The sequence below is a fragment of the Streptomyces sp. SID8374 genome (assembly GCF_009865135.1).
Classification (GTDB): Bacteria; Actinomycetota; Actinomycetes; order Streptomycetales; family Streptomycetaceae; genus Streptomyces.
Genome location: NZ_WWGH01000001.1, coordinates 2915284 through 2937023, shown reverse-complemented (window position 1 = coordinate 2937023; position 21740 = coordinate 2915284). Strand labels below are relative to the sequence as shown.

Here is a 21740-nt window from a genome sequence, read left to right as displayed (position 1 = left end):
CGCTCCGAACCGCACGTACCGGCGGCCCCGGCGCCTGTCCGCCCGACCCCGCACCCCAGCCCCGGCCCTGGCCCCCCGCCCCGGCCCGCCCCCCAGCCGCGGCCCGGGCGTCCGCCCCACCGCCGCTCCCCACCCCGCCGCCCCCGGCCCCAACCACCCTGCGCCTGTCCGGGCGACCCCCTCACCCCCTTACCGCCCAAAACGGGTCCAATTGCCGTAAACGGTCCTACGGTGGCCGAGTGACCGAGCCGTCAGAAGCTTCCGCAGCCGAACCGGATTCCCCCAGCGACTCCGGGCCGGGCACGTCCCCCGCCCCCACCGGCCCCCGTTCGGTCACCGCCCGGGCAACCCTGGCCGGAGTGGTGGTCTCCGCCCTGCTGATCCTCGCGATCGTGCTCGGCAGCCGGATGCTCCGCAACTTCGACTCGGCGCTGCTCCCGTACGCCGTGGCCACGGTCTTCCTCGCCTTCGGCGTCGCCTACCGCTACACGGTCTGGATCTCCGCCCCCGGCGCCCGACGCCTCTTCAAACAGGGCTGGCGCAACCTCTTCTCGTACGAGAACTTCCGCCGGGCCCCCACCGCCCTGCCGAAGATGATCGCCACCTATCTCGGCTTCCAGAAGTTCCTCGGCGCCCGCTCCCACGCCCGCTGGGCCGCCCACCAGCTGATCTTCTGGGGCTGCATCCTCGCCGCGCTGATCACCTTCCCGCTCACCTGGGGCTGGTTCACCTTCACCTCCGGCAGTGGTTCGGGGCCCGGCTACGAGATGCGGATCTGGGGCGTCAAGATCCTCGGCTTCGACTCGCTCTCCGTCCTCGGCTGGCTGATGTTCCACGGCCTCGACATCGCCGCCGTCCTCGTCATCCCCGGCGCCTCGTACTTCCTCTGGCGCCGGATGAAGGACCGAGGCGCCACGACCGGCCAGCGCTTCGCCTACGACCTGGTGCCGCTGATCGCGCTGATCGTCATCTCCGTGACCGGGCTGCTGCTCACCTTCTCCTCGATCTTCCTGCACGGCGGCGGCTACCAGTTCCTGGCGATCCTCCACATGGTCTCAGTGGTCTTCACCCTCATCTACATCCCGTTCGGCAAGTTCTTCCACATCGTCCAGCGCCCGGCCGCGGTCGGCATGCAGCTGTTCAAGTACACCGGCCGCCAGGACGACCAGGTCTTCGCCTGCCGCCGCTGCGAGGAACCCGTCGACACCGGCCCGTACGTCGAGAACCTGCGCGGCACCATGCGTGACCTGCGACTCGACTTCGACGCCTGGGCCGAATACTGCCCGCGCTGCAAGCGGGTGCTGCGCGGCAGTGCCTACCTCTCCCATGTGAAGAAGGGCTTCAAGTGACCGCGGAACCGCGAGCCGCCGCCGACCGCCGCACCTTCATCCCCCTCGACCCCTCCCTCGCCCCGCCCGGCACCCGCGCCTTCCGGGACGCGGGCGGCATCCCGGCCGACCAGTGGCACGCCGACCAGAACGGCGAGACGCTGGTGCCCACCCACTGCTGCTTCTGCGGCGTCCAGTGCGGGATGTATCTGCGGGTGGACCGCGGCGGCAAGGTCTTCGGCGTCGAACCCCGCAACCACGACATCAACCGGATGCGGCTCTGCCCCAAGGGCATCAACGCCTACCAGCAGGTCAACCACCCCGACCGGCTCACCGCCCCGCTGATGCGCTGCTCCCGCGACGAGGAGTTCCGGGAGGTCTCCTGGGAGGAGGCGCTGGACTTCACCGTCGCCGAGGTCAAGCGCATCCAGCAGACGTACGGCAACGACGCCTTCGGGCTGCTCGGCGGCGCCAGCCTCTTCTCCGAGAAGACGTATCTGGTGGGCAAGTTCGCCCGGGTCGCCCTCAAGTCCCGGCACGTCGACTACAACGGCCGCCTCTGCATGGTCAGCGCGGCGGGCGCCAACAAGCTCGCCTTCGGCATCGACCGGGCCGGCAACCCCTTCTCCGACATCCTCCTCACCGACTGCCTGCTCATCGCCGGATCCAACGTCGGCGAGTGCTTCCCCGTGATGACCCAGTACGTCTGGGGAGCCCGGGACCGCGGGGCCAGCCTCATCGTCGTCGACCCGCGCGAGACCGCCATCGCCCGGACCGCCGACATCCATGTCGCCCTCAAGCCCGGCACCGACTCGGCCTTCTTCACCTCCGTACTGAACGTCGTCATCGCCGAAGGGCTCACCGACGAGAACTTCCTCGCCGCCCACACCACCGGCTGGGAGGAGGTCAAGGCCAAGGCGGCCGAATATCCGCCCTCCCGCTCCGCCAAGATCTGCGGCATCCCCGCCGAGCAGATCGTCCAGGTCGCCCGCACCTTCGCCCGCGCGCCCAAGGCCATGGCCTGGCACGCCCGGGGCATCGAGCACCACTCGCAGGGCGTCGAGAACTGCCTCTCCGTGATCAGCCTCTGCGCCGCCACCGGCCACATCGGCAAGCCCGGCGCCGGATACGGCACACTCACCGGCCAGGGCAACGGGCAGGGCGGCCGCGAGCACGGCCAGAAGTCCGACCTCCTGCCCGGCGGCCGCTCCATCATGAACGAGGAGCACCGCCGTCAGATCTGCGAGATCTGGGGCATCGAGGAGTCCGAACTCCCGCCCGCCGGGACCTCCATGATGGAAATGGTCTGGCAGATGCAGCGCCGCGAGATCCGCGGCCTGATCGGCATCTGCAACAACCCCTTCGTCTCCCTGCCCAACTACCGGGTGGTCAAGGAGGGGTACGACGCCACCGAGTTCCACGCCCAATTCGACTTCTTCCTCTCCGAGACCGCCGCCAACGCGCATGTCGTCTTCCCCGTCACCACCTGGGCCGAGGACGAAGGGGTGATGGCCAACGCCGAGGCCCGGGTGGTCAAGCACAACAAGGCCCAGGACCCGCCGCCCGGCGTCCGCACCGACACCTGGGTGATGTGCGAGCTGGCCCGCCGCCTCGGCGCCGGGGACAAGTTCGACTTCCCCGACTCCCGGGCGGTCTTCGACGAGCTGCGCATCGCCTCCGCCGGCACGGTCAACGACTACTACGGCATCACCTACGAACGGCTGGAGGAGACCGGCGGTATCGCCTGGCCCTGCCCCTCCACCGACCACCCCGGCACCCCGCGCCTCTTCGAGGACGGGAGGACCTATCACCCCGACGGCAGGATCCACCTCCAGGTCGTCGAATGGCACCCGCCGATGGACCCGTACGACGACGAGCACCCCATGTCGCTCACCACCGGCCGGACCGTCGCCCACTTCCTCTCCGGCAACCAGACCCGCAGGCTCGGCGCCCTCGTGGAGCAGACCCCGCGCCCCTGGGCGGAGATCCACCCCTCCCACGGCTTCCGCAACGGCGAGCCCGTACGGATCGTCACCCGGCGCGGCAGCGAGGTCTTCCCCGCCCTGGTCACCGAGGCGATCCGCCCCGACACCGTCTTCGTGCCGTACCACTGGCCCGTCCCCACCGCGGCCAACGCCCTCACCATCGACGCCCTCGACCCCCGCTCCAAGATCCCCGAGTACAAGGTGTGCGCCTGCCGCATCGAGCACGCCGACCGGATCGACGAGGTCCCCGCGCCCCCGGTCGCCCCGGGCCATGTCGCCTACCCGGAGACCCAGGTCTCCCGTACCGACCCGCTGCCTCCCACGTCTCCCCAGGGCCGTGGCACCTCGGAGAGGAGCTGAGTCCCCATGATGGGCCGCACGATCTTCATCGACCCGGGGCGCTGCATCGGCTGCCAGGCCTGTGTCTCGGCCTGCCGCGAATGCGACTCGCACCGGGGCAAGTCGATGATCCACCTCGACTACACCGACGAGGGCCACTCCGTCGCCTCCCTTCCGACCGTCTGCATGCACTGCGAGGACCCGGTCGCCCCCTGCGCCGAGGTCTGTCCCGCCGACGCGATCCTGGTGACCGCCGACGGTGTGGTGCAGCAGGCCGACACCACCCGCTGCATCGGCTGCGCCAACTGCGTCAACGCCTGCCCCTTCGGCGTACCGAAGATCGACCTGGGCGCGAAGCTCCAGCTGAAGTGCAACCTCTGCTACGACCGCACCGCCTATGGCCTCGCCCCCATGTGCGCCACCGTCTGCCCGACCGGGGCGCTCTTCTACGGGACCGTCGAGGAGCTCCAGGCCGAGCGCCCCGGCGTCCAGGTCGCCGACACCTTCGTCTTCGGCGAGACCGAGGTCCGCACCGGCGTGGCCATGGTCGTCCCCGCCGAGAAGGTGCGGTGGCCGGTCCCCGGCGGGCTGCCCGTCGTCGAGATCAACGGGAAGGACGTCCGCCGATGAGCGTCACCGAACAGCAGCAGGGCGGGGACCACCCGGCCGGCGGAGACCCGCGCGAGGCGCTCCAGGACCGGATCGCCGCCGACTCCCTCACCACCCGGCGCGACTACCTCCGGATCGTCACCACCGTCTCCGGCGGCCTCGCCCTCGGTGGCATCGGTGTGGCGGCGGGCATCCTGCACCGCCACGGCGACGGCGAGGACGGCAAGGCCCCCGAGGCCAAACGCATCGCCCAAAGCCTCCCGCCCGGCGAGTCCATCGCCTTCCGCTACCCGGGCGAGGAGGACCGGGCCGTCGCCGTCCGCCTCGACGACGGCACCCTCGTCGGCTACTCCGCCGTCTGCACCCACCTCGCCTGCGCCGTGCTCTGGCGCAAGGACCGGGGCCGGGAGGGCGAGCTGTACTGCCCCTGCCACGAGGGCGTCTTCGACGCCCGCTCCGGTGAGGTGACCGCAGGTCCGCCGCCGCGCGGGCTGCCGAAGGTCGTCGTCATCGAGGAGAGCGACGGCAGCATCTGGGCCGTCGGGACCACCCGCTCCGGCGAGAGCGTCGAAGCCGGCCTCTGCCGCCAGCTCGGCGGCGAACGCCCCGACATCGCCGCCCGTATCGGCTGCCCCGACATCGGCGGCGGCGCCGAATCCCCGCCCCGCGCCCCGGGACCCGGTGCTTCCCGCACCGCCGACGCCACCGAGGCCCCGGGCGGGCGGGCATGACCGACTCCCCGCACCCCGAGCAGCCGCTGCCGCCCCCGGGCAGCCACTACCCGACGTACCACCCGGGCAGCGCCGACCCCGCGCTGAACCGGCCCGTCCATGAGCGGTATCCGCAGATCCGCCCCACCAGCGGCTACGGAGACCCGCGCGTCCGCCACACCGGCCCCGGCCCCGGCGCGGGCACCGACCAGGAACCCGAGCGCTCCGCGAAGCTGACCGCCCGCCTCGCCCTGGCGATGACCGTGGTCGTCGGCCAGCTCTGGGGCCTGACGGTGCTGATCGACGAGTGGATGGAGGGCAACACCGGGACGGCCTGGTGGGGTGCCGGCTTCCTCTGCCTGTCGTTCCTCGTGGTGCTCGGCCTGTGGCTGCTGGACCCGAAGGACCGCTGACGGCTGACGGACCCGCCGACGGCCCGCACCCCGCCCCCGGCCGCCGTACCCTGGAAGCATGAGTGCCGCCCCCGCCCCCGGTCCGCGAGACGCGAAGCAGCAGCAGCCGCAGGCACAGCCGCCGCAGGAACCGAAGCCGAAGCCCAAGCCGGTTCTGGTCTTCGACGATCCGCTGGACCAGCAGTCCGCGGACGATACGGACCGGGGATGGGGCGAGCGGCCCTCCGGCGGCTCCGGCGCCGCCGATCTCGCGCGCTTCCTCGACGAGAAGCCGCCCCACCACATCTGAGCCCTAGGGCTACCGCTCCCCGTCCCGGCCCGGCAGCGCCCCTCCGTCCTCGCCCGGCCCACCGGCACCGAACCCACCGGCACCCGCCGCGCCACCACCGCGCTGCGCGACCAAGGCGTCGCGGATCTCCTTGAGCACCTCCAGCTCGCTGATCTCCAGCGTCTCCTGCACGCCCTCCTTGGCGGCCTGCATCGCCGCCCGCCGGGCCAGGTACTTGGCCATCGGGAGCACCAGCAGGAAGTACACGACGGCGGCGGTGATCAGGAAGCTGAGGGCGGCGCTGAGCACCGAGCCCCACAGGATCTCGATCCCGTCCATCTCGCCGGTGGCCGGGTCCGTGGTGCAGGGGCCCCGCAGGCAGGAGCTGTAGTTGTCCAGGTCCTGCGTGCCGAACGCGCCGACCAGTGGATTGATGATGCCCTTGACGAACGCGTTCACGATGTTCGTGAACGCGGCCCCGATGACGACAGCCACCGCAAGGTCGATCACATTGCCGCGGGTCAGGAAGGCCTTGAAGCCCTCCAGCAGACTGACCTTCTTCTCGCTCACAGGTGAGCCTTCTTTCGCATGTGCGGTGACGGGAGCAAACTGCTCCGCCACCTAAGGCGGGAGAAGGCAACAGTGTCCAATCCGGTAATGCCCACGAGTGACTTGAGAGAGCGTCAGTTCGCATCGGACACCGCCACCGCCAGCCGTCCCGAAGCGCCCGCGCCCAGCAGCGCCGTGGCGGTGGACCGCTCCACGGACAGCATCACCAGAGCCCCCTCCGGTGCCGCCCTCATGCCGGTCACCCCGTCACCGCCGCCCCGGAGGCCACCGTCATCGGCGGCCCGGCCCACCGGCACCTGGGACACCCGCACCCCGCGTGCCACCAGACGGGCGTCGTCGCCCGCCTCGCCCACCGCGATCACATCGACGCGGTCCCCCGGGCGCAGCAGCCGTACCGTCTCGGCGTCAGCGATCCGCACCGGCGCGGAGACGAGGCGTGCCGAAGGACGCCCGGACCCCACCGTCGTACCGGACATGGCCGGATCGGATACGGCGGCGCTGTCCGAAGCCGTAGGGCCGGGTGCGGCGCTGCCCAGGCCCGTCGTGGCCAGTGCCGCGCCCACCAGGGCGATCCCCGCGGCGATCGCGCGTCGCTGTCTGCGCAGCATCCGCCGCAGCCGGTACGCCCCGCCGCCCCGCACCCGCAGCGGCGCGAACGGCCCCACCCCGGACGGGGCGGGCGGCGGCGCCGGGGGCCGGGCGGGGAAAGAGGACGGAGCGGGGGAGGGGGACAGGGGCGGGGACATGGCTTCACCTGCAATCGGAGGCGATCGAACGAGGGGAGCCCGGCCGGAGGTCCCGGCCGAACTCCCCTCACGATCCACGCTCCGCACGAATCCCGCTGAGGCCTGTGGACAACCACGGGATTGTGGACAACTCCGTCACCCGATCCGGTGCCCCGGCCGCCAACAGGTGCTCCTGAGCGAGAGCATGCCCCTACGGCAGCGCGACCCCGGTGTCGATCCCGTCCAGCGCATGGGCGCAGGTGCAGTTGCGGGCCCCGGTCTCCGGCAGCCCGCCCACGGCGTCGAACAGCACCGACCGCAGCCGGTCCACGTTGGCCGCGAACACCTGGAGCACCTCCTCGTGGGAGACGCCCTCACCGGCCTCCGCGCCCGCGTCCAGGTCGGTCACGAGGGTCAGGGTGGTGTAGCAGAGCCCCAGTTCCCGGGCGAGCACGGCTTCCGGATGCCCGGTCATCCCGACCACCGACCAGCCCATCGCCGCATGCCAGCGGGATTCCGCGCGGGTGGAGAAGCGCGGCCCCTCGACCACCACCAGGGTGCCGCCGTCCACCGGCTCCCAGCCGCGTCCGCGCGCCGCGGTGAGCGCGGCCTTCCGCCCCTCGGGGCAGTACGGGTCGGCGAAGCCCAGGTGCACGACGTTGGGTACGGTCCCGTCGGCTCGGGTCTCACCGTCGTAATACGTCTGCACACGGGCCTTGGTGCGGTCCACCAGCTGGTCAGGGACGAGCAGCGTGCCAGGGCCGAACTCCGGGCGCAGCCCGCCCACGGCGCACGGGCCGAGCACCTGGCGGACGCCGACGGAGCGCAGCGCCCAGAGGTTGGCCCGGTAGTTGATGCGGTGGGGCGGCAGATGGTGGCCGCGGCCGTGGCGGGGCAGGAACGCCACCCGGCGGCCGCCGATCTCGCCGAGGAAGACCGAGTCGCTGGGCTTCCCGTAAGGGGTGTCCACGGAGACCTCGGTGACGTCCTCCAGGAAGGAGTAGAAGCCCGAGCCTCCGATGACCCCGATCTCCGCCCCCGGCGCCGTACCCGCGATGTCTGTGCCGGAGCTCGTGTCCGTGTGTGCGTTCACCATGCGGTCACCGTATCCGGGTGGGCATGTGGAGCCGCGCCCGGGAAACGCACGGACCCCGCCGAGTGGATCGGCGGGGTCCGGTGAAGCGTGTGGGGCGTACGCGGGCTCAGGCGGCCGACGTACCGCTCGACGACGAGGCCGGCGCGGGCGCCGACGACGAGGACGACGACGAAGCACTCGACTTCGCGTCCGAACCCGTCGACGAGGACGACGAACCGGAGTCGGACGACTTCGAGGTCGACGTCGCCGGCGTGCTGCTCGACGAGGAGCCGCGGCTGTCGTTCCGGTAGAAACCGGAACCCTTGAAGACGATGCCGACCGCAGAGAACACCTTCTTCAGGCGTCCGTCGCAGCTCGGGCACACGGTCAGGGCATCATCGGTGAACTTCTGCACCGCCTCGAGGCCCTCGCCGCACTCGGTGCACTGGTACTGATAGGTCGGCACTTGCTCCTCCTGGCACTCTCACTCAATGAGTGCTAACGACGCTCCATACTGACGTATTCCGCGGGATCAGTCCACCATGACCGGCTCGCGGTGACCGATCCCACGTGCGACGGTCCGTCCCACGGACTTCGGGGCGAGCCGTGAACGCAGGGCCAGCAGGGTCGCCAGCGCCAGTACGGTACCGGCCAGCGGGACCAGGAATCCGGTGCTCGCACCGTGGGCGTCGGCGAGCTGTCCCGCCACGGTCACGGCGGCGGCCTGGCCCAGTGCCACGGCGCCCGTCAGCCAGGTGAAGGCCTCGGTGCGGGCGGTGGCGGGCACCAGCGACTCGACCAGCGTGTAGCCGCTGATCAGGGCCGGAGCGATGCAGAGGCCGACCAGCAGGCCGAGTCCGGCCAGCAGCGGTACGGAGTGCACGGCCCAGAGGCCGGACGCCATGAGGGTCAGGGCGACATAGCCGACGACGAGACGGCGCTGCGGGCTGCTCTTCCAGGCGATGGCGCCGCAGACGATGCCGGCCAGCATGTTGCCCGCCGCGAAGATCCCGTACAGCAGGCCGTTGACGCCGGGGTGGCCGATCTCCTCGGAGAACGCCGTCAGCGAGACCTGCATGCCGCCGAAGACCGCGCCGATGCCCAGGAAGGCGACGACGAGGACCCGGACGCCGGGGACGGAGAGGGCCGAGGTGTGCGGCCGGTCCGCCGTGGCGGCGGGGCGGGGAGCGGGCTGGGTGGCGCGCTGCGCGGCGAAGAGCAGACCGCCGATCAGGGTGAGCGCGGCCTCGGTGATCAGCCCGGCCGCCGGGTGCACGCCGGTGCACAGCGCGGTCGCGATGACCGGTCCGAGGACGAAGGTGAACTCGTCCGTCACCGACTCGAAGGCGGCGGCGGTGGACATCAGCGGGGAGGCGGGCCGGTCCGGGGTGGCCCCCAGCATCGCGGCCCAGCGGGCGCGCACCATCGGGCCGATCTGCGGGACCGAGGCGCCGGTGGGCACCGCGGCGGCGAACAGGGCCCACAGGGGCGCGTCCGCGAGCGCCAGCGCGGTCAGGGCGCCGACGGAGGCGGTGTGCAGCAGGACGCCGGGCAGCAGGACGGCCCGCTGGCCGAACCGGTCGGCGAGTTTGCCGCCCTGCGGGGCGACCAGCGCCATGGAGACGCCGGCGACGGCCGCGACAGCGCCCGCGGAGCCGTAGGAGCCGGTGGTGTGCTGCACGAGCAGCACGATGCCGATGGTCAGCATCGCGAAGGGCTGCCGTGCGGCGAAGCCCGGAAGGAGGAAGGTCCACGCACCGGGGGTGCGGAGCAGTTGCCCGTATCCGGGGCGGTCGGTGACCGTGTCTGCCACGGTCCTTGCCTTTCTGCCGTCTGGTGGCAGTGCTTCCCGGCGCCTTTGTGGGGCGGGCCGGACGGAAGCGGCCGAGAGCTGTCCTCTTCGCGCGGAACTGCGGTAGATGCCGGGCGACTCGCTGCCATCGGCGAAGAAACGCCGGGCGAAGAGGCACCACGACCGCCATACGGTCGCGCCAGCTCTGCATCAGACAGAGTTGGTCGATCAGTGTGCCTTTCATCGTACAGGCAGGAAGCCCTGTACGCCTGTGAATGCGTACAGGGCTTCCTGATGAGCCTGTGATCCGCGTCCTATGGGCGACGCGTGTTCGTACCACCTGTGGTGGGGGCGTCGTCGGCCCGTCCGAGCTTCTTGACGGGCCGGACCGGTTTCACGGCCTGCCGGACGGCGGATCCGCCCGCCGTCGAGGGCTTCGCGAGCCTGGGAGGCGCGGGATGGGTCGGCGTACCGGACAGCGCGCCCGTCCCCAGCCAGCCGGCCAGCTTGCCGCCCTCGCCGACCGCCCGGAGCCGGGCCTCGGCCTGGTCGCGCACCGGGTCGGTCGCCACCACCAGCAGCTCGTCGCCGCGCCGCAGGACCGTGGTGGGGGAGGGCACGAAGCTCTCGTTCTCGCGGACCACCAGCGTGACCGCCGCCCCGGCCGGGAGCCGCAGCTCGCCGACCTCGACGCCGTGCATCTTGGACTTCTCGGGGATGTCGACCGAGAGCAGATGGCCGCGCAGCCGCTCCAGCGGGGCGGACTCGACGCCCAGGTCGTCGGCCTCGGCATCGTCGTCGGCGATCTTCAGCTTGGCCGCGACCCACGGCAGGGTCGGGCCCTGGATCAGTGTGTAGACGATGACCAGGACGAAGACGATGTTGAAGATCCTGGTGCTGCCCTCGACCCCCGAGACCATCGGGATGGTGGCCAGGATGATGGGAACGGCCCCGCGCAGCCCGGCCCACGACATGAGGACCTTCTCGCGCGCCGGCAGCCGGAACGGCGCCAGGCTGAGGAAGACCGACAGCGGCCGGGCCACCATGGTCAGCACCAGGCCCACCACGACGGCGGGCCAGAAGTCGTCGACCAGGTCGTGCGGGGTGACCAGCAGGCCGAGCAGCACGAACATGCCGATCTGGGCCAGCCAGCCCAGCCCGTCGGCGAAGCCACGGGTGGCGGGCCAGTGCGGCAGCTTGGAGTTGCCGAGGATCATGGCCGCCAGGTAGACCGCGAGGAACCCGCTGCCGTGGGCCATGGCGCCCGCCGCGTACGCCATCACGGCGATGGCCATCACGGCGATCGGGTAGAGGCCGGAGGCGGGCAGGGCGACGTGCCGCAGCCCCAGGGAGCCCAGCCAGCCCACGGTGATGCCGATGGCGGCGCCGATCGCCAGCTCCAGGGCGATCTCGCCGATCAGCAGATACCAGTGCTCCACCGGGCCGACCGCGGAGAACGCGACGACCAGGATGACCACGGGGGCGTCGTTGAAGCCGGACTCGGCCTCCAGCACACCGGTGATCCGGGACGGCAACGGCACTCTGCGCAGCACGGAGAAGACGGCCGCGGCGTCGGTGGAGGAGACGACCGCGCCGATGATGAGGGCCTGGCGCCAGTCCAGGCCGACGAGGTAGTGCGCGGCCGAGGCCGTGACGCCCACGCTGATGCCGACGCCGACGGTGGAGACCACCGCGGCCGCCGGCAGGACGGGGCGGACCTCTTTCCACTTCGCCCCGAGTCCGCCCTCGGCGAGGATGACGACCAGGGCGGCGTAGCCGATCACCTGGGTCAGCTCGGCGTTGTCGAACTTGACGTCGAAGATGCCGTCCTGTCCGAGGGCGATCCCGATGCCGAGGTACAGGAGCAGGCTGGGGAGCCCGCTGCGCGAGGAGATCCGTACCGCCGCCACGGCGACGAGCAGGACGAGCGAGCAGACGAGCAGGAGTTCGTTGAGCGCGTGGACAGTCAGGGTCCGTTCCTTCCCTGCGTGCGCCTGCCGGATCGTCCTCCGGCAGCCAGTTACTTCGTTACCTTACCTAATCTTTAACGCTTCCTTGACGGCTTCGGCGATCGCATTGAGGCCGCGCGTCTCCATACAAGGGATGGGCGCAAATGGATGCATCCCTATACCGCGTCCGAGTGGCTTCTCGGCTGCGCCTATGGTTGCTCCTGCACTCCCAGGACCACCCTGCCCCTCGAAGGACAGCGATGCCCGCCAATACAACCGACTCTTCCGGTCCTTCCGACAACGCGAAGAAGCCCGGCAGGAAGAAGGGGCGCCGCGTCCGCCTTCTTCTGCTCGTCCTGGTGCTGGCGCTCGTCGCGGGTGTCGGGTTCGGCGCCTACTGGTCCGTCTCCACGGTGCGGTCCTCGTACCCGCAGACCACCGGAACGATCACCCTCGAAGGCCTTTCCGGCGACGTCGAGGTCAAACGGGACTCCTACGGCATTCCGCAGATCTACGCGGACTCCGACGCCGACCTCTTCCGGGCCCAGGGCTTCGTCCAGGCCCAGGACCGCTTCTGGGAGATGGACGTCCGGCGCCACATGACGGCGGGCCGGCTCTCCGAGATGTTCGGCTCCGGCCAGGTGGCGACGGACTCCTTCCTGCGCACGCTCGGCTGGCGCAAGGTCGCGCAGGAGGAGTACGACGAGGTCCTGGACGAGGACACCAAGAAGAACCTCCAGTCGTACGCGGACGGCGTCAACGCGTACCTGAAGGGCAAGGAAGGCCGGGACATCTCGGTCGAGTACGCGGCGCTGGGGCTGACCAACGACTACAAGCCCGGCAAGTGGACCCCGGTCGACTCGGTCGCCTGGCTCAAGGCCATGGCCTGGGACCTGCGCGGCAACATGCAGGACGAGATCGACCGCTCGCTGCTGACCAGCCGGCTGGACAAGGACCAGATCCAGGACCTGTACCCGGACTACCCGTACGAGGCGCACAAGCCGATCGTCGACCGGGGCGCGGTCTCGCCGGTCACCGGCAAGTTCGACCTCGACGCCACCCCGTCCGACGACATCGGCTCGGGGACCCCGCAGGGCGCCACCGAGGGCCTGAACACCCAGCTCTCCGCGCTCTCCGACACCCTGGACGAGATCCCCGCCCTGCTCGGCCCCAACGGCAACGGCATCGGGTCGAACTCCTGGGTCGTCGACGGCAAGCACACGACCACCGGCAAGGCGCTCCTCGCCAACGACCCGCACCTGGCGCCGATGCTGCCCTCGCTCTGGTACCAGATGGGCCTGCACTGCCGGGAGCTCTCCAAGTCCTGCCAGTACGACACCGCGGGCTACACCTTCTCCGGGATGCCCGGTGTGATCATCGGCCACAACCAGGACATCGCCTGGGGCCTCACCAACCTCGGCGCCGACGTCACCGACCTCTTCCTGGAGAAGGTCTCCGGCGACGGCTATCTGTACGGCGACAAGGTGAAGCCGTTCATCACCCGCGAGGAGACCATCAAGGTCGCGGGCGGCAAGGACCGGAAGATCACCGTCCGTGAGACGAACAACGGGCCCCTGGTCTCCGACCGCAGCAAGGAACTGGACAAGGTCGGCCAGAAGGCCCCCGTCTCCAACGCCGCCCCCGACCGCGCCGACGGCTACGCGGTCGCGCTGAAGTGGACCGCCCTCCAGCCGGGCAAGTCCATGGACGCGGTCTTCGCGATCAACCGGGCCAAGGACTTCACCACCTTCCGGGCGGCCGCCAAGAACTTCGAGGTCCCCTCGCAGAACCTCATCTACGCCGACACCGAGGGCAACATCGGCTACCAGGCGCCGGGCACCATCCCGGTCCGCCTCAAGGGCGACGGCACGCTGCCCAGCCCCGGCTGGGACCCGGCGTACGGCTGGGCGAAGGACCCGGTCCCCTTCGACGAGCTGCCCTACGAGTACAACCCGAAGCGCGGCTACATCGTCACCGCCAACCAGGCCGTGATCGACGAGAGCAAGTACCCCCACCTGCTCACCAAGGACTGGGGTTACGGCACCCGCAGCCAGCGGATCAACGACCTCATCGCCCAGAAGATCAAGGGCGGCGAGAAGGTCTCGACCGACGACATGCAGAAGATGCAGATGGACAACACCAGCGAGATCGCCGCGCTGCTGGTGCCCGAGCTGCTGAAGATCAACATCTCCGACCCGAGCGTGCGTGAGGCGCAGAAGCTGCTGGAGGGCTGGGACTACACCCAGGAGCCCGACTCGGCGGCAGCCGCGTACTTCAACGGCGTCTGGCGCAACATCCTCAAGCTCGCGTTCGGCAACAAACTGCCCAAGGAGCTGCGGGTCAAGGGCGACTGCATCAACGTGCCGCCGGCCAGGAACAGCGGCCCGGCCGACCAGCAGAAGAAGCTCGTACGCGAGTGCGGCCAGCGCGACGGCGACTCCGCGCAGCCGGACGGCGGCGACCGCTGGTTCCAGGTGGTCCGCGACATCGTCGAGGACCAGGACAACGAGTGGTGGAAGGCGCCCGCCAGGGGCCGCGAGGCCGCGCTGGAGAACCGGGACGACCTCTTCGGCCGGGCGATGGAGGACGCGCGCTGGGAGCTGACCGCCAAGCTCGGCAAGGACATCTCCACCTGGAGCTGGGGGCGGCTGCACCGGCTGATGCTGAAGAACCAGACCCTCGGTACCGAAGGGCCCGATCTGCTCCAGCGGGCGCTCAACCGCGGTCCCTGGAACCTCGGCGGCGGCGAGGCGGCGGTCAACGCCACCGGCTGGAACGCGGCGAGCGGCTACGAGGTGATCTGGGTGCCGTCGATGCGGATGGTCGTCAACGTGGGGGACTGGGACAAGTCCCGCTGGATCAACCTCACGGGCGCCTCCGGGCACGCGTTCAACGCGCACTACACCGACCAGACCGACAAGTGGGCGGGCGGTGAACTGCTGGACTGGTCCTTCGGTACGGACGCGGTCGGCGAGTCCACGGTCGACACGCTGACACTGAAGCCCTAGGGGAGTGTCCGGCGGATCAGGCGCGGGCCCGGCCAAAGATCCGCCGGACACGCCCTAGAGGCCCTCGCGGCGTTTGATCCGCCGTCAGGCGGTGAAGCGCCGCGCCCCGGCCGGGGTGACCACGGCGTCCACGGGGTGGTCGTGCGGTTCCACAGGGACCCGCGCGACCACCTCGTTGGCGTACAGGAGCACGATGAGCGCCGGGTCCGCCCCGGCCGCCGCGAGCCGGGCCAGCACCCGGTCGTAGCTGCCGCCGCCCCGCCCCAGCCGCATGCCCTCCCCGTCCACGGCCAGCCCGGGCAGCAGGACCGTGTCCGCCTCCAGGACGGCGGCCGGGCCGAGCCGGGGGCCGTCCGGCTCCAGGAGGCCGCGCCCGGCCGGCAGGAGGTGCTCCGCGCCCCCGTACACCGCCCAGTCCAGGTCGTTGTCGGCCAGGAGCACCGGAAGCAGCACCCGTACGCCGCGCTCGCGCAGCGCGTCCAGCAGGTCCCGGGTCCCCGGCTCGCGCCCCACGGAGACATAGGCGGCGACCGTTCGGGCGTCAGCCAGTTCGGGGAGTGCCAGTGCGCCGGCCGCGAGAACCGCGGCGGCCTCCGTGACGTCCTCCTTGGTCAGGAGGGCGCGCGCGGCGAGGAGTTCGCTCCGCAGAGAGGCCTTTGCGGGCACCTTCACAGGTGCCTTTCCGGACTTGTCAGGGTTCATTAGAGACTCGCACGGTTCTCGTATGGGCATATTTAAGGGCAAAGTTAACCGGAAGCTCATCTTCCGGGTGTGTGCACCCGTTAAGGTTCTGCGCATGACTCAGTCGCCCTCCAGGATCAGCAAGGCCGTCATCCCGGCAGCAGGTCTCGGAACTCGCTTCCTGCCCGCCACGAAGGCCACTCCCAAAGAGATGCTGCCTGTCGTCGACAAGCCGGCCATCCAGTATGTCGTCGAAGAAGCCGTCGCAGCGGGCCTCTCCGACGTACTGATGATCACCGGTCGGAACAAGCGTCCCCTTGAGGACCATTTCGACCGCAACTACGAACTGGAGTCCGCGCTCACCCGTAAGGGAGACGCCGAACGTCTCGGCAAGGTCCAGGAGTCCAGCGACCTGGCCACCATGCACTACGTGCGCCAGGGCGACCCGCGCGGCCTCGGCCACGCCGTGCTGTGCGCGGCCCCGCACGTGGGCGACCAGCCCTTCGCGGTGCTGCTCGGCGACGACCTGATCGACCCGCGCGACCCCCTGCTGGCCCGCATGGTGGAGATCCAGGAGCGCGAGGGCGGCAGCGTCGTCGCGCTGATGGAGGTCGACCCCTCCCAGGTCCACCTGTACGGCTGCGCGGCCGCCGACGCCACCGTCGACAGCGACGTCGTCCGGGTCACCGGCCTGGTCGAGAAGCCGGAGCCGGCCGACGCGCCCAGCAATCTCGCCGTCATCGGCCGGTACGTCCTGGACCCCGCCGTCTTCGACATACTGCGACACACCGAGCCGGGCCGGGGCGGCGAGATCCAGCTCACCGACGCCCTCCAGCTGCTCGCCCAGGACGAGAAGATCGGCGGCCCCGTGCACGGCGTCGTCTTCAAGGGCCGCCGCTATGACACCGGTGACCGCAGCGACTATCTCCGTGCCATTGTCAGACTGGCGTGCGAACGTGAAGACCTGGGACCGGACTTCCGGACCTGGCTCCGCAAGTACGTCGCCGAGGAGATGTAACCCCGTGAGCAGCACGATCTGGTCGGTGGACGAGCACCTGGACGACATCCTCGCCACGGTGAGGCCGCTCGAACCCATCGAGTTGCAGCTGCCCGACGCCCAGGGCTGCGTCCTGGTGAAGGACGTCGTCGTGGAGGTGGCCCTGCCGCCCTTCGACAACAGCTCCATGGACGGCTACGCGGTGCGGATCGCCGATGTCGAGGGGGCGAGCGAGGAGTTCCCCGCCGTCCTCACGGTCATCGGCGACGTCGCCGCGGGCAGCGCCGGGCTCGCCGACGGCCAGGTCGTGGGACCGGGGCAGGCCGCCCGCATCATGACGGGCGCCCCGCTGCCCGCCGGTGCGGAGGCCGTGGTGCCGGTGGAGTGGACGGACGGCGGTACGGGCGAGGGCCCGGCCGCCGCCATGCGCGCCCACTCCGACGCCCCGGAGGGCGCCGCGGGCGAGGTCCGCGTCCACCGGTCCGTCGAGGCCGGCGCCCATGTCCGCGAGCGCGGCAGCGACGTCAAGCCGGGCGACCTGGCCCTGCGCGCCGGGTCGATCGTCGGCCCGCCGCAGATCGGGCTGCTCGCCGCGATCGGCTGCTCCACCGTCGTCGTACGCCCCCGCCCGCGCGTCGTCGTCCTCTCCACCGGCAGCGAACTGGTCCAGCCCGGCGAGGAGCTGACCGGCGGCCAGATCTACGACTCCAACAGCTTCGCGCTCACGGCCGCCGCCCGGGACGCCGGAGCCATCGCCTACCGGGTCGGCGCGGTCACCGACGACGCCGAGACCCTGCGCGCCACGATCGAGGACCAGCTGATCCGCGCGGACATCGTCGTCACCACGGGCGGCGTCAGCGTCGGCGCGTACGACGTGGTCAAGGAGGCGCTCTCCTCCGTCGGCGACGAGGACGAGCCGGGCAGCGGGATCGACTTCCGCAAGCTCGCCATGCAGCCGGGCAAGCCGCAGGGCTTCGGCTCCATCGGCCCCGACCACACCCCGCTGCTGGCCCTGCCGGGCAACCCGGTCTCCAGCTACGTCTCCTTCGAGCTGTTCGTCCGCCCCGCCATCCGCGCCCTGATGGGCCGCACGGACCTCCACCGCCCCACCGTCCGTGCCGTCCTGGCCGTCGACAAGGCGCTCACCTCGCCCGCCGGCCGCCGCCAGTTCCTGCGCGGTACGTACGACGAGGAGGCGGGCACCGTCACCCCCGTCGGCGGCTCCGGATCGCATCTGGTGGCCGCTCTCGCCCAGGCGGACGCGCTGATCGTGCTGCCCGAGGACACCACCTCCGCCGAGCCCGGCACGGAGACGGACGTGATCCTGCTCCGCTGACGGCCACCCGGTGGCGGTACGGTATCTGCCGCCGTGCCTTCCGGAGACCGCTCCGGGCCCGGGCCGATCGGCGCCCTTACCGCTGGGTGGAGTGAGTTGAGTACGCAGAACAGGCTGACGCACATCGACGAGGCGGGTGCGGCCCGCATGGTCGACGTGTCCGAGAAGGACGTCACCACGCGCGTCGCCCGCGCCTCCGGCCGGGTCCTCGTCTCGCCGCGCGTCATCGAACTGCTCCGGGGCGAGGGGGTCCCCAAGGGCGACGCCCTCGCCACCGCGCGGATCGCCGGGATCATGGGGGCCAAGCGCACCCCGGACCTGATCCCGCTCTGCCACCCGCTGGCCGTCTCCGGGGTGAACGTCGACCTGAGCGTGGCCGACGACGCGGTGGAGATCACGGCCACCGTGAAGACGACGGACCGCACGGGCGTCGAGATGGAGGCCCTGACGGCGGTGTCGGTGGCGGCCCTGACGGTGATCGACATGGTCAAGGCCGTCGACAAGAGCGCGGTCATCACCGACGTACGGGTCGAGGCGAAGTCGGGCGGCAAGTCCGGCGACTACCGGCGCCCCGCGCCGGAGGGACCGGACGCGTGACCCCGCCCGAGCCCGGAGCCCCGGGCCACGAACAGCCCGCGCAGGCGCCGGCGCACCACCGGAGCGCACACCCGCCCGAGCCCACCGGCGCCGCGCCCGCCTACCGCGCCCTCGTCGTCACCGCCTCCAACCGGGCCTCCGCCGGGGTGTACGCGGACAAGGGCGGCCCCCTGATCGCCGAAGGGCTCACCGCCCTCGGCTTCACGGTCGACGGCCCGCAGGTCGTCCCCGACGGCGACCCGGTCGAGGCGGCCCTGCGCGCCGGAGTGGCCGCCGGGTACGACGTGATCGTCACCACCGGCGGTACGGGCATCTCGCCCACCGACGCCACCCCCGAGGCCACCCGCCGCGTCCTGGACCACGAGATCCCCGGCATCCCCGAGGCGATCCGGGCCGAGGGGCTCGCCAAGGTCCCCACCGCCGCGCTCTCCCGGGGCCTGGCAGGCGTCGCCTCCCGCACCCTGATCGTCAATCTGCCCGGCTCCACCGGCGGGGTGAAGGACGGCCTCGCGGTCCTCGCCCGGCTCCTGGTGCACGCCGTCGACCAGCTCCGCGGCGGCGACCACCCCCGACCGGGGAGCCCGAGCTGAACATCGCGACCTGGCCGGTGACGCTGACCGACGGCGAGATCGTCCTGCGCCCGATAAAGATGCGCGACCAGCGGGTCTGGCGTGAGGTCAACCGGCGCAACCGCGACTGGCTGCGCCCCTGGGAGGCCACCGTCCCGCCGCCCGCGCCCGGCGGTCCGGTCGCGCAGCGGCCCACGTACCGGCAGATGGTCCGCCACCTGCGCGCCGAGGCGCACGCCGGGCGGATGCTGCCGTTCGCCATCGAGTACGAGGGCCGGCTCGTCGGCCAGCTCACGGTCGCGGGGATCACCTGGGGTTCGATGTGCTCCGGTCACATCGGCTACTGGGTCGACCAGGGCGTCGCCGGGCGCGGAGTGATGCCGACGGCCGTGGCGCTCGCCGTCGACCACTGCTTCCGCTCGGTGGGGCTGCACCGCGTCGAGGTCTGCATCCGCCCGGAGAACGCGCCGAGCCGCCGGGTGGTGGAGAAGCTCGGGTTCCGCTCCGAGGGCGTGCGCCCGCGCTATCTGCACATCGACGGGGCCTGGCGGGACCACCTGATCTTCGCGCTCACGGCCGAGGAGGTGCCCGAGGGCATGCTCCGGCGCTGGCGCCGTACGCGGCCGACGGCCCCGCGAACCCCCGGACAGCCCGACGAAATAAAATAGATGTTCGAATTTGATCGACAGATGACAGCAATGGGTCGCACTATCGGTGACTGTTGATCCGATCAATCACAAAAAAAGTCCGTGATATCAGCCGGATCGTGCGACACACCGGGCCAATTGGCGGATGCCTCCGCGTAAACCCCTCTACGGTGTGAGCGTGAGCAGCAGCGGCCTCATCTACGCAGTCATCGTCGGGGCCTGGGCCGCCTACTTGGTGCCGATGTGGCTCCGCAGGCAGGACGAGCTCAACGAAGCCCGTCCGACGGAACGCTTCAGCACCGCCATCCGGCTGCTGTCCGGACGGGCGGCGATGGAGCGCCGGTACGCCAGGGAGCTGCGGGAGCGCACCGCCGAGGAGGCGGGGCCCGACGTCGACCCGGACGCCGAGACGGACCGTATGGATTCCGTCGACGTCCGGGCCTTTGCCGCGCCTCCGGCGCATACGGAAGCCAGGTTGCAGGACCCGGCGCACGCTCCCGAGCGAGCCCCGGCCCCCCACGCTTCCGACCGCCAGGCGCACGACCGGCGCCCGGGGCATCAGCCCCCGGACCGCCAGGCACCCGACCGGCAGCCACCGGACCGTCAGGCGCACGACCGCCGGTCCGGCGAGCGCCCCGCGCCCCCGGCCCAGCGCCGCCCGCGCGCCGGAGCCGCCGACGCCGAGCGGGCCAGGCGCGCCCAGCGCTCCCAGGTCCTGGCGCGGCGCAGACGGACGACGGTGGTCCTCTTCCTGGCCTTCACCCTCGGCGCGGTCGTGGCCGCGGTCGGCGGACTCGGCTTCCTCTGGGCGCCGGCCGTTCCCGCCGTGCTGCTGAGCACGTACATCGTGCATCTGCGCGCCCAGGAGCGGCGCCGGTTCGCGTTCACCATGGACCGCCGCCGGGCCGAGGACGCGGCGCAGCGCCTGCGCGAGAACCGCCCCCGCAGGCACCAGCCCGCCACCTCCGCCCCCGCCGACCAGGACGACGACTCCGAAGCCCACCACCCGGAGCCGGAACCCACCCCCACGGTCTCCCCGCAGGAGGCCGGCCGCCGCGCCCTCGTGGAGCAGACGGACCACGCGGAGTGGGTGGACCAGCAGCGCGAACGCGGCCGGGTCCAGGGCGACAGCTGGGAGCCCGTCCCCGTACCGCTCCCCACCTATGTCACCGCCCCCGTCGCCCCCCGGGCCACCGGCGGCGTTGAGGTGGGCGACCCGGAGACCTGGAGCGCGGCCCGCTCCAGCACGGCCGAGCCCACCCAGACCGGCACGTCGCACCCGGCTACCCCCGCGGTGGACCCGGCGCCGCGCCAGCGCACCAACCAGTCCCGCCGCACCCGCGACCGGGGCCGCACCCCCCTCTTCGACCAGTACGACGACGAGGACCGGCCCCGCGCGGCCAACGAGTGAGACCGGCGGAATCCCGGCACCGCTGACCAGCGGAGGAACGGATTTCCAAGCACCCGGGTAGGGGTGCTAGAGTTTCACTCGTTGCAAGGGCCTGTGGCGCAGTCTGGTAGCGCACCTCGTTCGCATCGAGGGGGTCTGGGGTTCAAATCCCCACAGGTCCACAACAACGACTGTTCTTGAGTCAGCTCAGGAAGAGTCCACGAGATCCCGTCCGATCTGATTGATCGGGCGGGATCTTTGCGTTTGTGGAGAGGTGCCGGTCGTCTGTGTTGGCGTGGTCTGCTGCCGGCTGAAGAGGATCGCAGAAGGTGCCCCCGGATACCCCGGGGACAGCCCGCGCCTCGTCGAGGAACCCTTCGCCTTCCGGCCCGAGGACGACGTCGACCGCTGGCTCCAGGGGCGACGCGGCATCGCCAGTTCTCTCACCTGGGCAGCTGGGATCGTTCTGGACATCGTCGCCGACCAGGCCCGGCCCCAGTGCGGTTCGACGTGCCCGGAGATGTGGCCGAGTGGCTGCCGCCGGTCCTGCCCGTTGTGTTTCCGCCGTGTTTCTCTACAGTTCTCGGCCAGTTCTGTAGATAAGAGCCCCATCTCCGGTCCTTGTCGCGGCAGTTCCGTTTACGCGAGAGTTCGATGCGCGGCGACAGGAACATGTCATCGCCGCCGGGCAGTGTCCATGGAACACATCGCGCGTCCCCAAGCGTGGTGTGGCCACCCCCCCCCATTGTCTG

At 71.2% G+C, this 21740-nt stretch carries 20 protein-coding genes and 1 tRNA gene; 14 read left to right on the top strand and 7 right to left on the bottom strand.

Annotated features, from left to right (window positions below):
* Positions 1–239: 239 nt before the first annotated feature.
* Genes GTY67_RS12910 through GTY67_RS12885 form a run of 6 tightly spaced genes read left to right on the top strand, consistent with a single transcriptional unit; the run spans position 240 to position 5673 of the window.
* A complete protein-coding gene (locus GTY67_RS12910) occupies positions 240–1349 on the top strand; it encodes an MFS transporter (protein WP_161278744.1) in 1110 nt (369 codons plus the stop codon).
* Positions 1346–3673 carry a molybdopterin oxidoreductase family protein gene (locus tag GTY67_RS12905; RefSeq protein ID WP_161278742.1) on the top strand — a complete coding sequence of 776 codons (2328 nt, stop codon included), beginning with the start codon at positions 1346–1348 and terminating at the stop codon, positions 3671–3673. The genes GTY67_RS12910 and GTY67_RS12905 overlap by 4 nt, the downstream gene beginning before the upstream one ends.
* A gap of 6 nt (positions 3674–3679) precedes the next feature.
* Positions 3680–4282 carry a 4Fe-4S dicluster domain-containing protein gene (locus GTY67_RS12900; protein ID WP_093693647.1) on the top strand — a complete coding sequence of 201 codons (603 nt, stop codon included), beginning with the start codon at positions 3680–3682 and terminating at the stop codon, positions 4280–4282.
* Positions 4279–4992, top strand: coding sequence for a Rieske (2Fe-2S) protein (locus GTY67_RS12895; RefSeq protein ID WP_161278741.1), 714 nt, complete (start codon positions 4279–4281; stop codon positions 4990–4992). Before GTY67_RS12900 ends, GTY67_RS12895 begins: the two co-directional genes overlap by 4 nt.
* On the top strand, positions 4989–5384 hold the full coding sequence (locus tag GTY67_RS12890; RefSeq protein WP_093693645.1) for a hypothetical protein: 396 nt from the start codon (positions 4989–4991) through the stop codon (positions 5382–5384). The genes GTY67_RS12895 and GTY67_RS12890 overlap by 4 nt, the downstream gene beginning before the upstream one ends.
* A 58-nt stretch (positions 5385–5442) precedes the next feature.
* The gene (locus GTY67_RS12885; RefSeq protein WP_093693644.1) at positions 5443–5673 is read left to right on the top strand and encodes a hypothetical protein; all 231 of its coding nucleotides are present in this window, start codon (positions 5443–5445) and stop codon (positions 5671–5673) included.
* Between the two features lie 9 nt (positions 5674–5682).
* Here the strand turns inward: GTY67_RS12885 and GTY67_RS12880 are convergent, their stop codons facing one another.
* The 6 genes from GTY67_RS12880 to GTY67_RS12855 form a co-directional block, all read right to left on the bottom strand.
* On the bottom strand, positions 5683–6222 hold the full coding sequence (locus GTY67_RS12880; protein ID WP_093693643.1) for an MscL family protein: 540 nt from the start codon (positions 6220–6222) through the stop codon (positions 5683–5685).
* A gap of 113 nt (positions 6223–6335) precedes the next feature.
* Entirely contained in the window at positions 6336–6968 is a 633-nt protein-coding gene (locus tag GTY67_RS12875) for a hypothetical protein (protein ID WP_161278739.1), read from the bottom strand.
* Between the two features lie 190 nt (positions 6969–7158).
* Positions 7159–8043, bottom strand: a complete 885-nt coding sequence (locus GTY67_RS12870) for an S-methyl-5'-thioadenosine phosphorylase (protein WP_093693641.1) — start codon at positions 8041–8043, stop codon at positions 7159–7161.
* Between the two features lie 106 nt (positions 8044–8149).
* Complete coding sequence (locus GTY67_RS35480) at positions 8150–8488, bottom strand: FmdB family zinc ribbon protein (protein WP_161278737.1); 339 nt, start codon at positions 8486–8488, stop codon at positions 8150–8152.
* Between the two features lie 66 nt (positions 8489–8554).
* Positions 8555–9835, bottom strand: a complete 1281-nt coding sequence (locus tag GTY67_RS12860) for an MFS transporter (protein ID WP_093693639.1) — start codon at positions 9833–9835, stop codon at positions 8555–8557.
* A gap of 293 nt (positions 9836–10128) precedes the next feature.
* Positions 10129–11724 (bottom strand): potassium/proton antiporter, encoded by a 1596-nt coding sequence (locus GTY67_RS12855; RefSeq protein ID WP_343238668.1) that lies wholly within the window; start codon positions 11722–11724, stop codon positions 10129–10131.
* A 299-nt stretch (positions 11725–12023) separates the two neighbouring features.
* Here GTY67_RS12855 and GTY67_RS12850 point away from each other — a divergent pair, with 299 nt between their 5' ends.
* Positions 12024–14771, top strand: a complete 2748-nt coding sequence (locus GTY67_RS12850) for a penicillin acylase family protein (protein WP_093693637.1) — start codon at positions 12024–12026, stop codon at positions 14769–14771.
* 84 nt (positions 14772–14855) lie between these two features.
* Here GTY67_RS12850 and GTY67_RS12845 read toward each other — a convergent pair whose 3' ends face one another.
* Positions 14856–15473 (bottom strand): 5-formyltetrahydrofolate cyclo-ligase, encoded by a 618-nt coding sequence (locus GTY67_RS12845; protein WP_161278736.1) that lies wholly within the window; start codon positions 15471–15473, stop codon positions 14856–14858.
* A 94-nt stretch (positions 15474–15567) separates the two neighbouring features.
* Between GTY67_RS12845 and galU the strand changes: the two genes are divergently transcribed.
* The 7 genes from galU to GTY67_RS12810 all read left to right on the top strand — a co-directional run bounded on the left by galU (position 15568) and on the right by GTY67_RS12810 (position 21170).
* Positions 15568–16470 carry a UTP--glucose-1-phosphate uridylyltransferase GalU gene (galU, locus tag GTY67_RS12840; RefSeq protein WP_093693635.1) on the top strand — a complete coding sequence of 301 codons (903 nt, stop codon included), beginning with the start codon at positions 15568–15570 and terminating at the stop codon, positions 16468–16470.
* Positions 16471–16474: 4 nt separating this feature from the next.
* A complete protein-coding gene (glp, locus tag GTY67_RS12835; RefSeq protein ID WP_093693634.1) occupies positions 16475–17785 on the top strand; it encodes a gephyrin-like molybdotransferase Glp in 1311 nt (436 codons plus the stop codon).
* 96 nt (positions 17786–17881) lie between these two features.
* Positions 17882–18382 (top strand): cyclic pyranopterin monophosphate synthase MoaC, encoded by a 501-nt coding sequence (gene moaC / locus GTY67_RS12830; RefSeq protein ID WP_161278735.1) that lies wholly within the window; start codon positions 17882–17884, stop codon positions 18380–18382.
* Entirely contained in the window at positions 18379–18972 is a 594-nt protein-coding gene (locus GTY67_RS12825; RefSeq protein ID WP_093693632.1) for a MogA/MoaB family molybdenum cofactor biosynthesis protein, read from the top strand. Before moaC ends, GTY67_RS12825 begins: the two co-directional genes overlap by 4 nt.
* Before the next feature lie 17 nt (positions 18973–18989).
* Positions 18990–19619, top strand: coding sequence for a GNAT family protein (locus GTY67_RS12820; RefSeq protein ID WP_161278733.1), 630 nt, complete (start codon positions 18990–18992; stop codon positions 19617–19619).
* 124 nt (positions 19620–19743) lie between these two features.
* Positions 19744–21009, top strand: a complete 1266-nt coding sequence (glpR, locus tag GTY67_RS12815; RefSeq protein WP_161278732.1) for a gephyrin-like molybdotransferase receptor GlpR — start codon at positions 19744–19746, stop codon at positions 21007–21009.
* A gap of 87 nt (positions 21010–21096) precedes the next feature.
* Positions 21097–21170, top strand: a tRNA-Ala gene (locus tag GTY67_RS12810).
* Positions 21171–21740 lie beyond the last annotated feature (570 nt).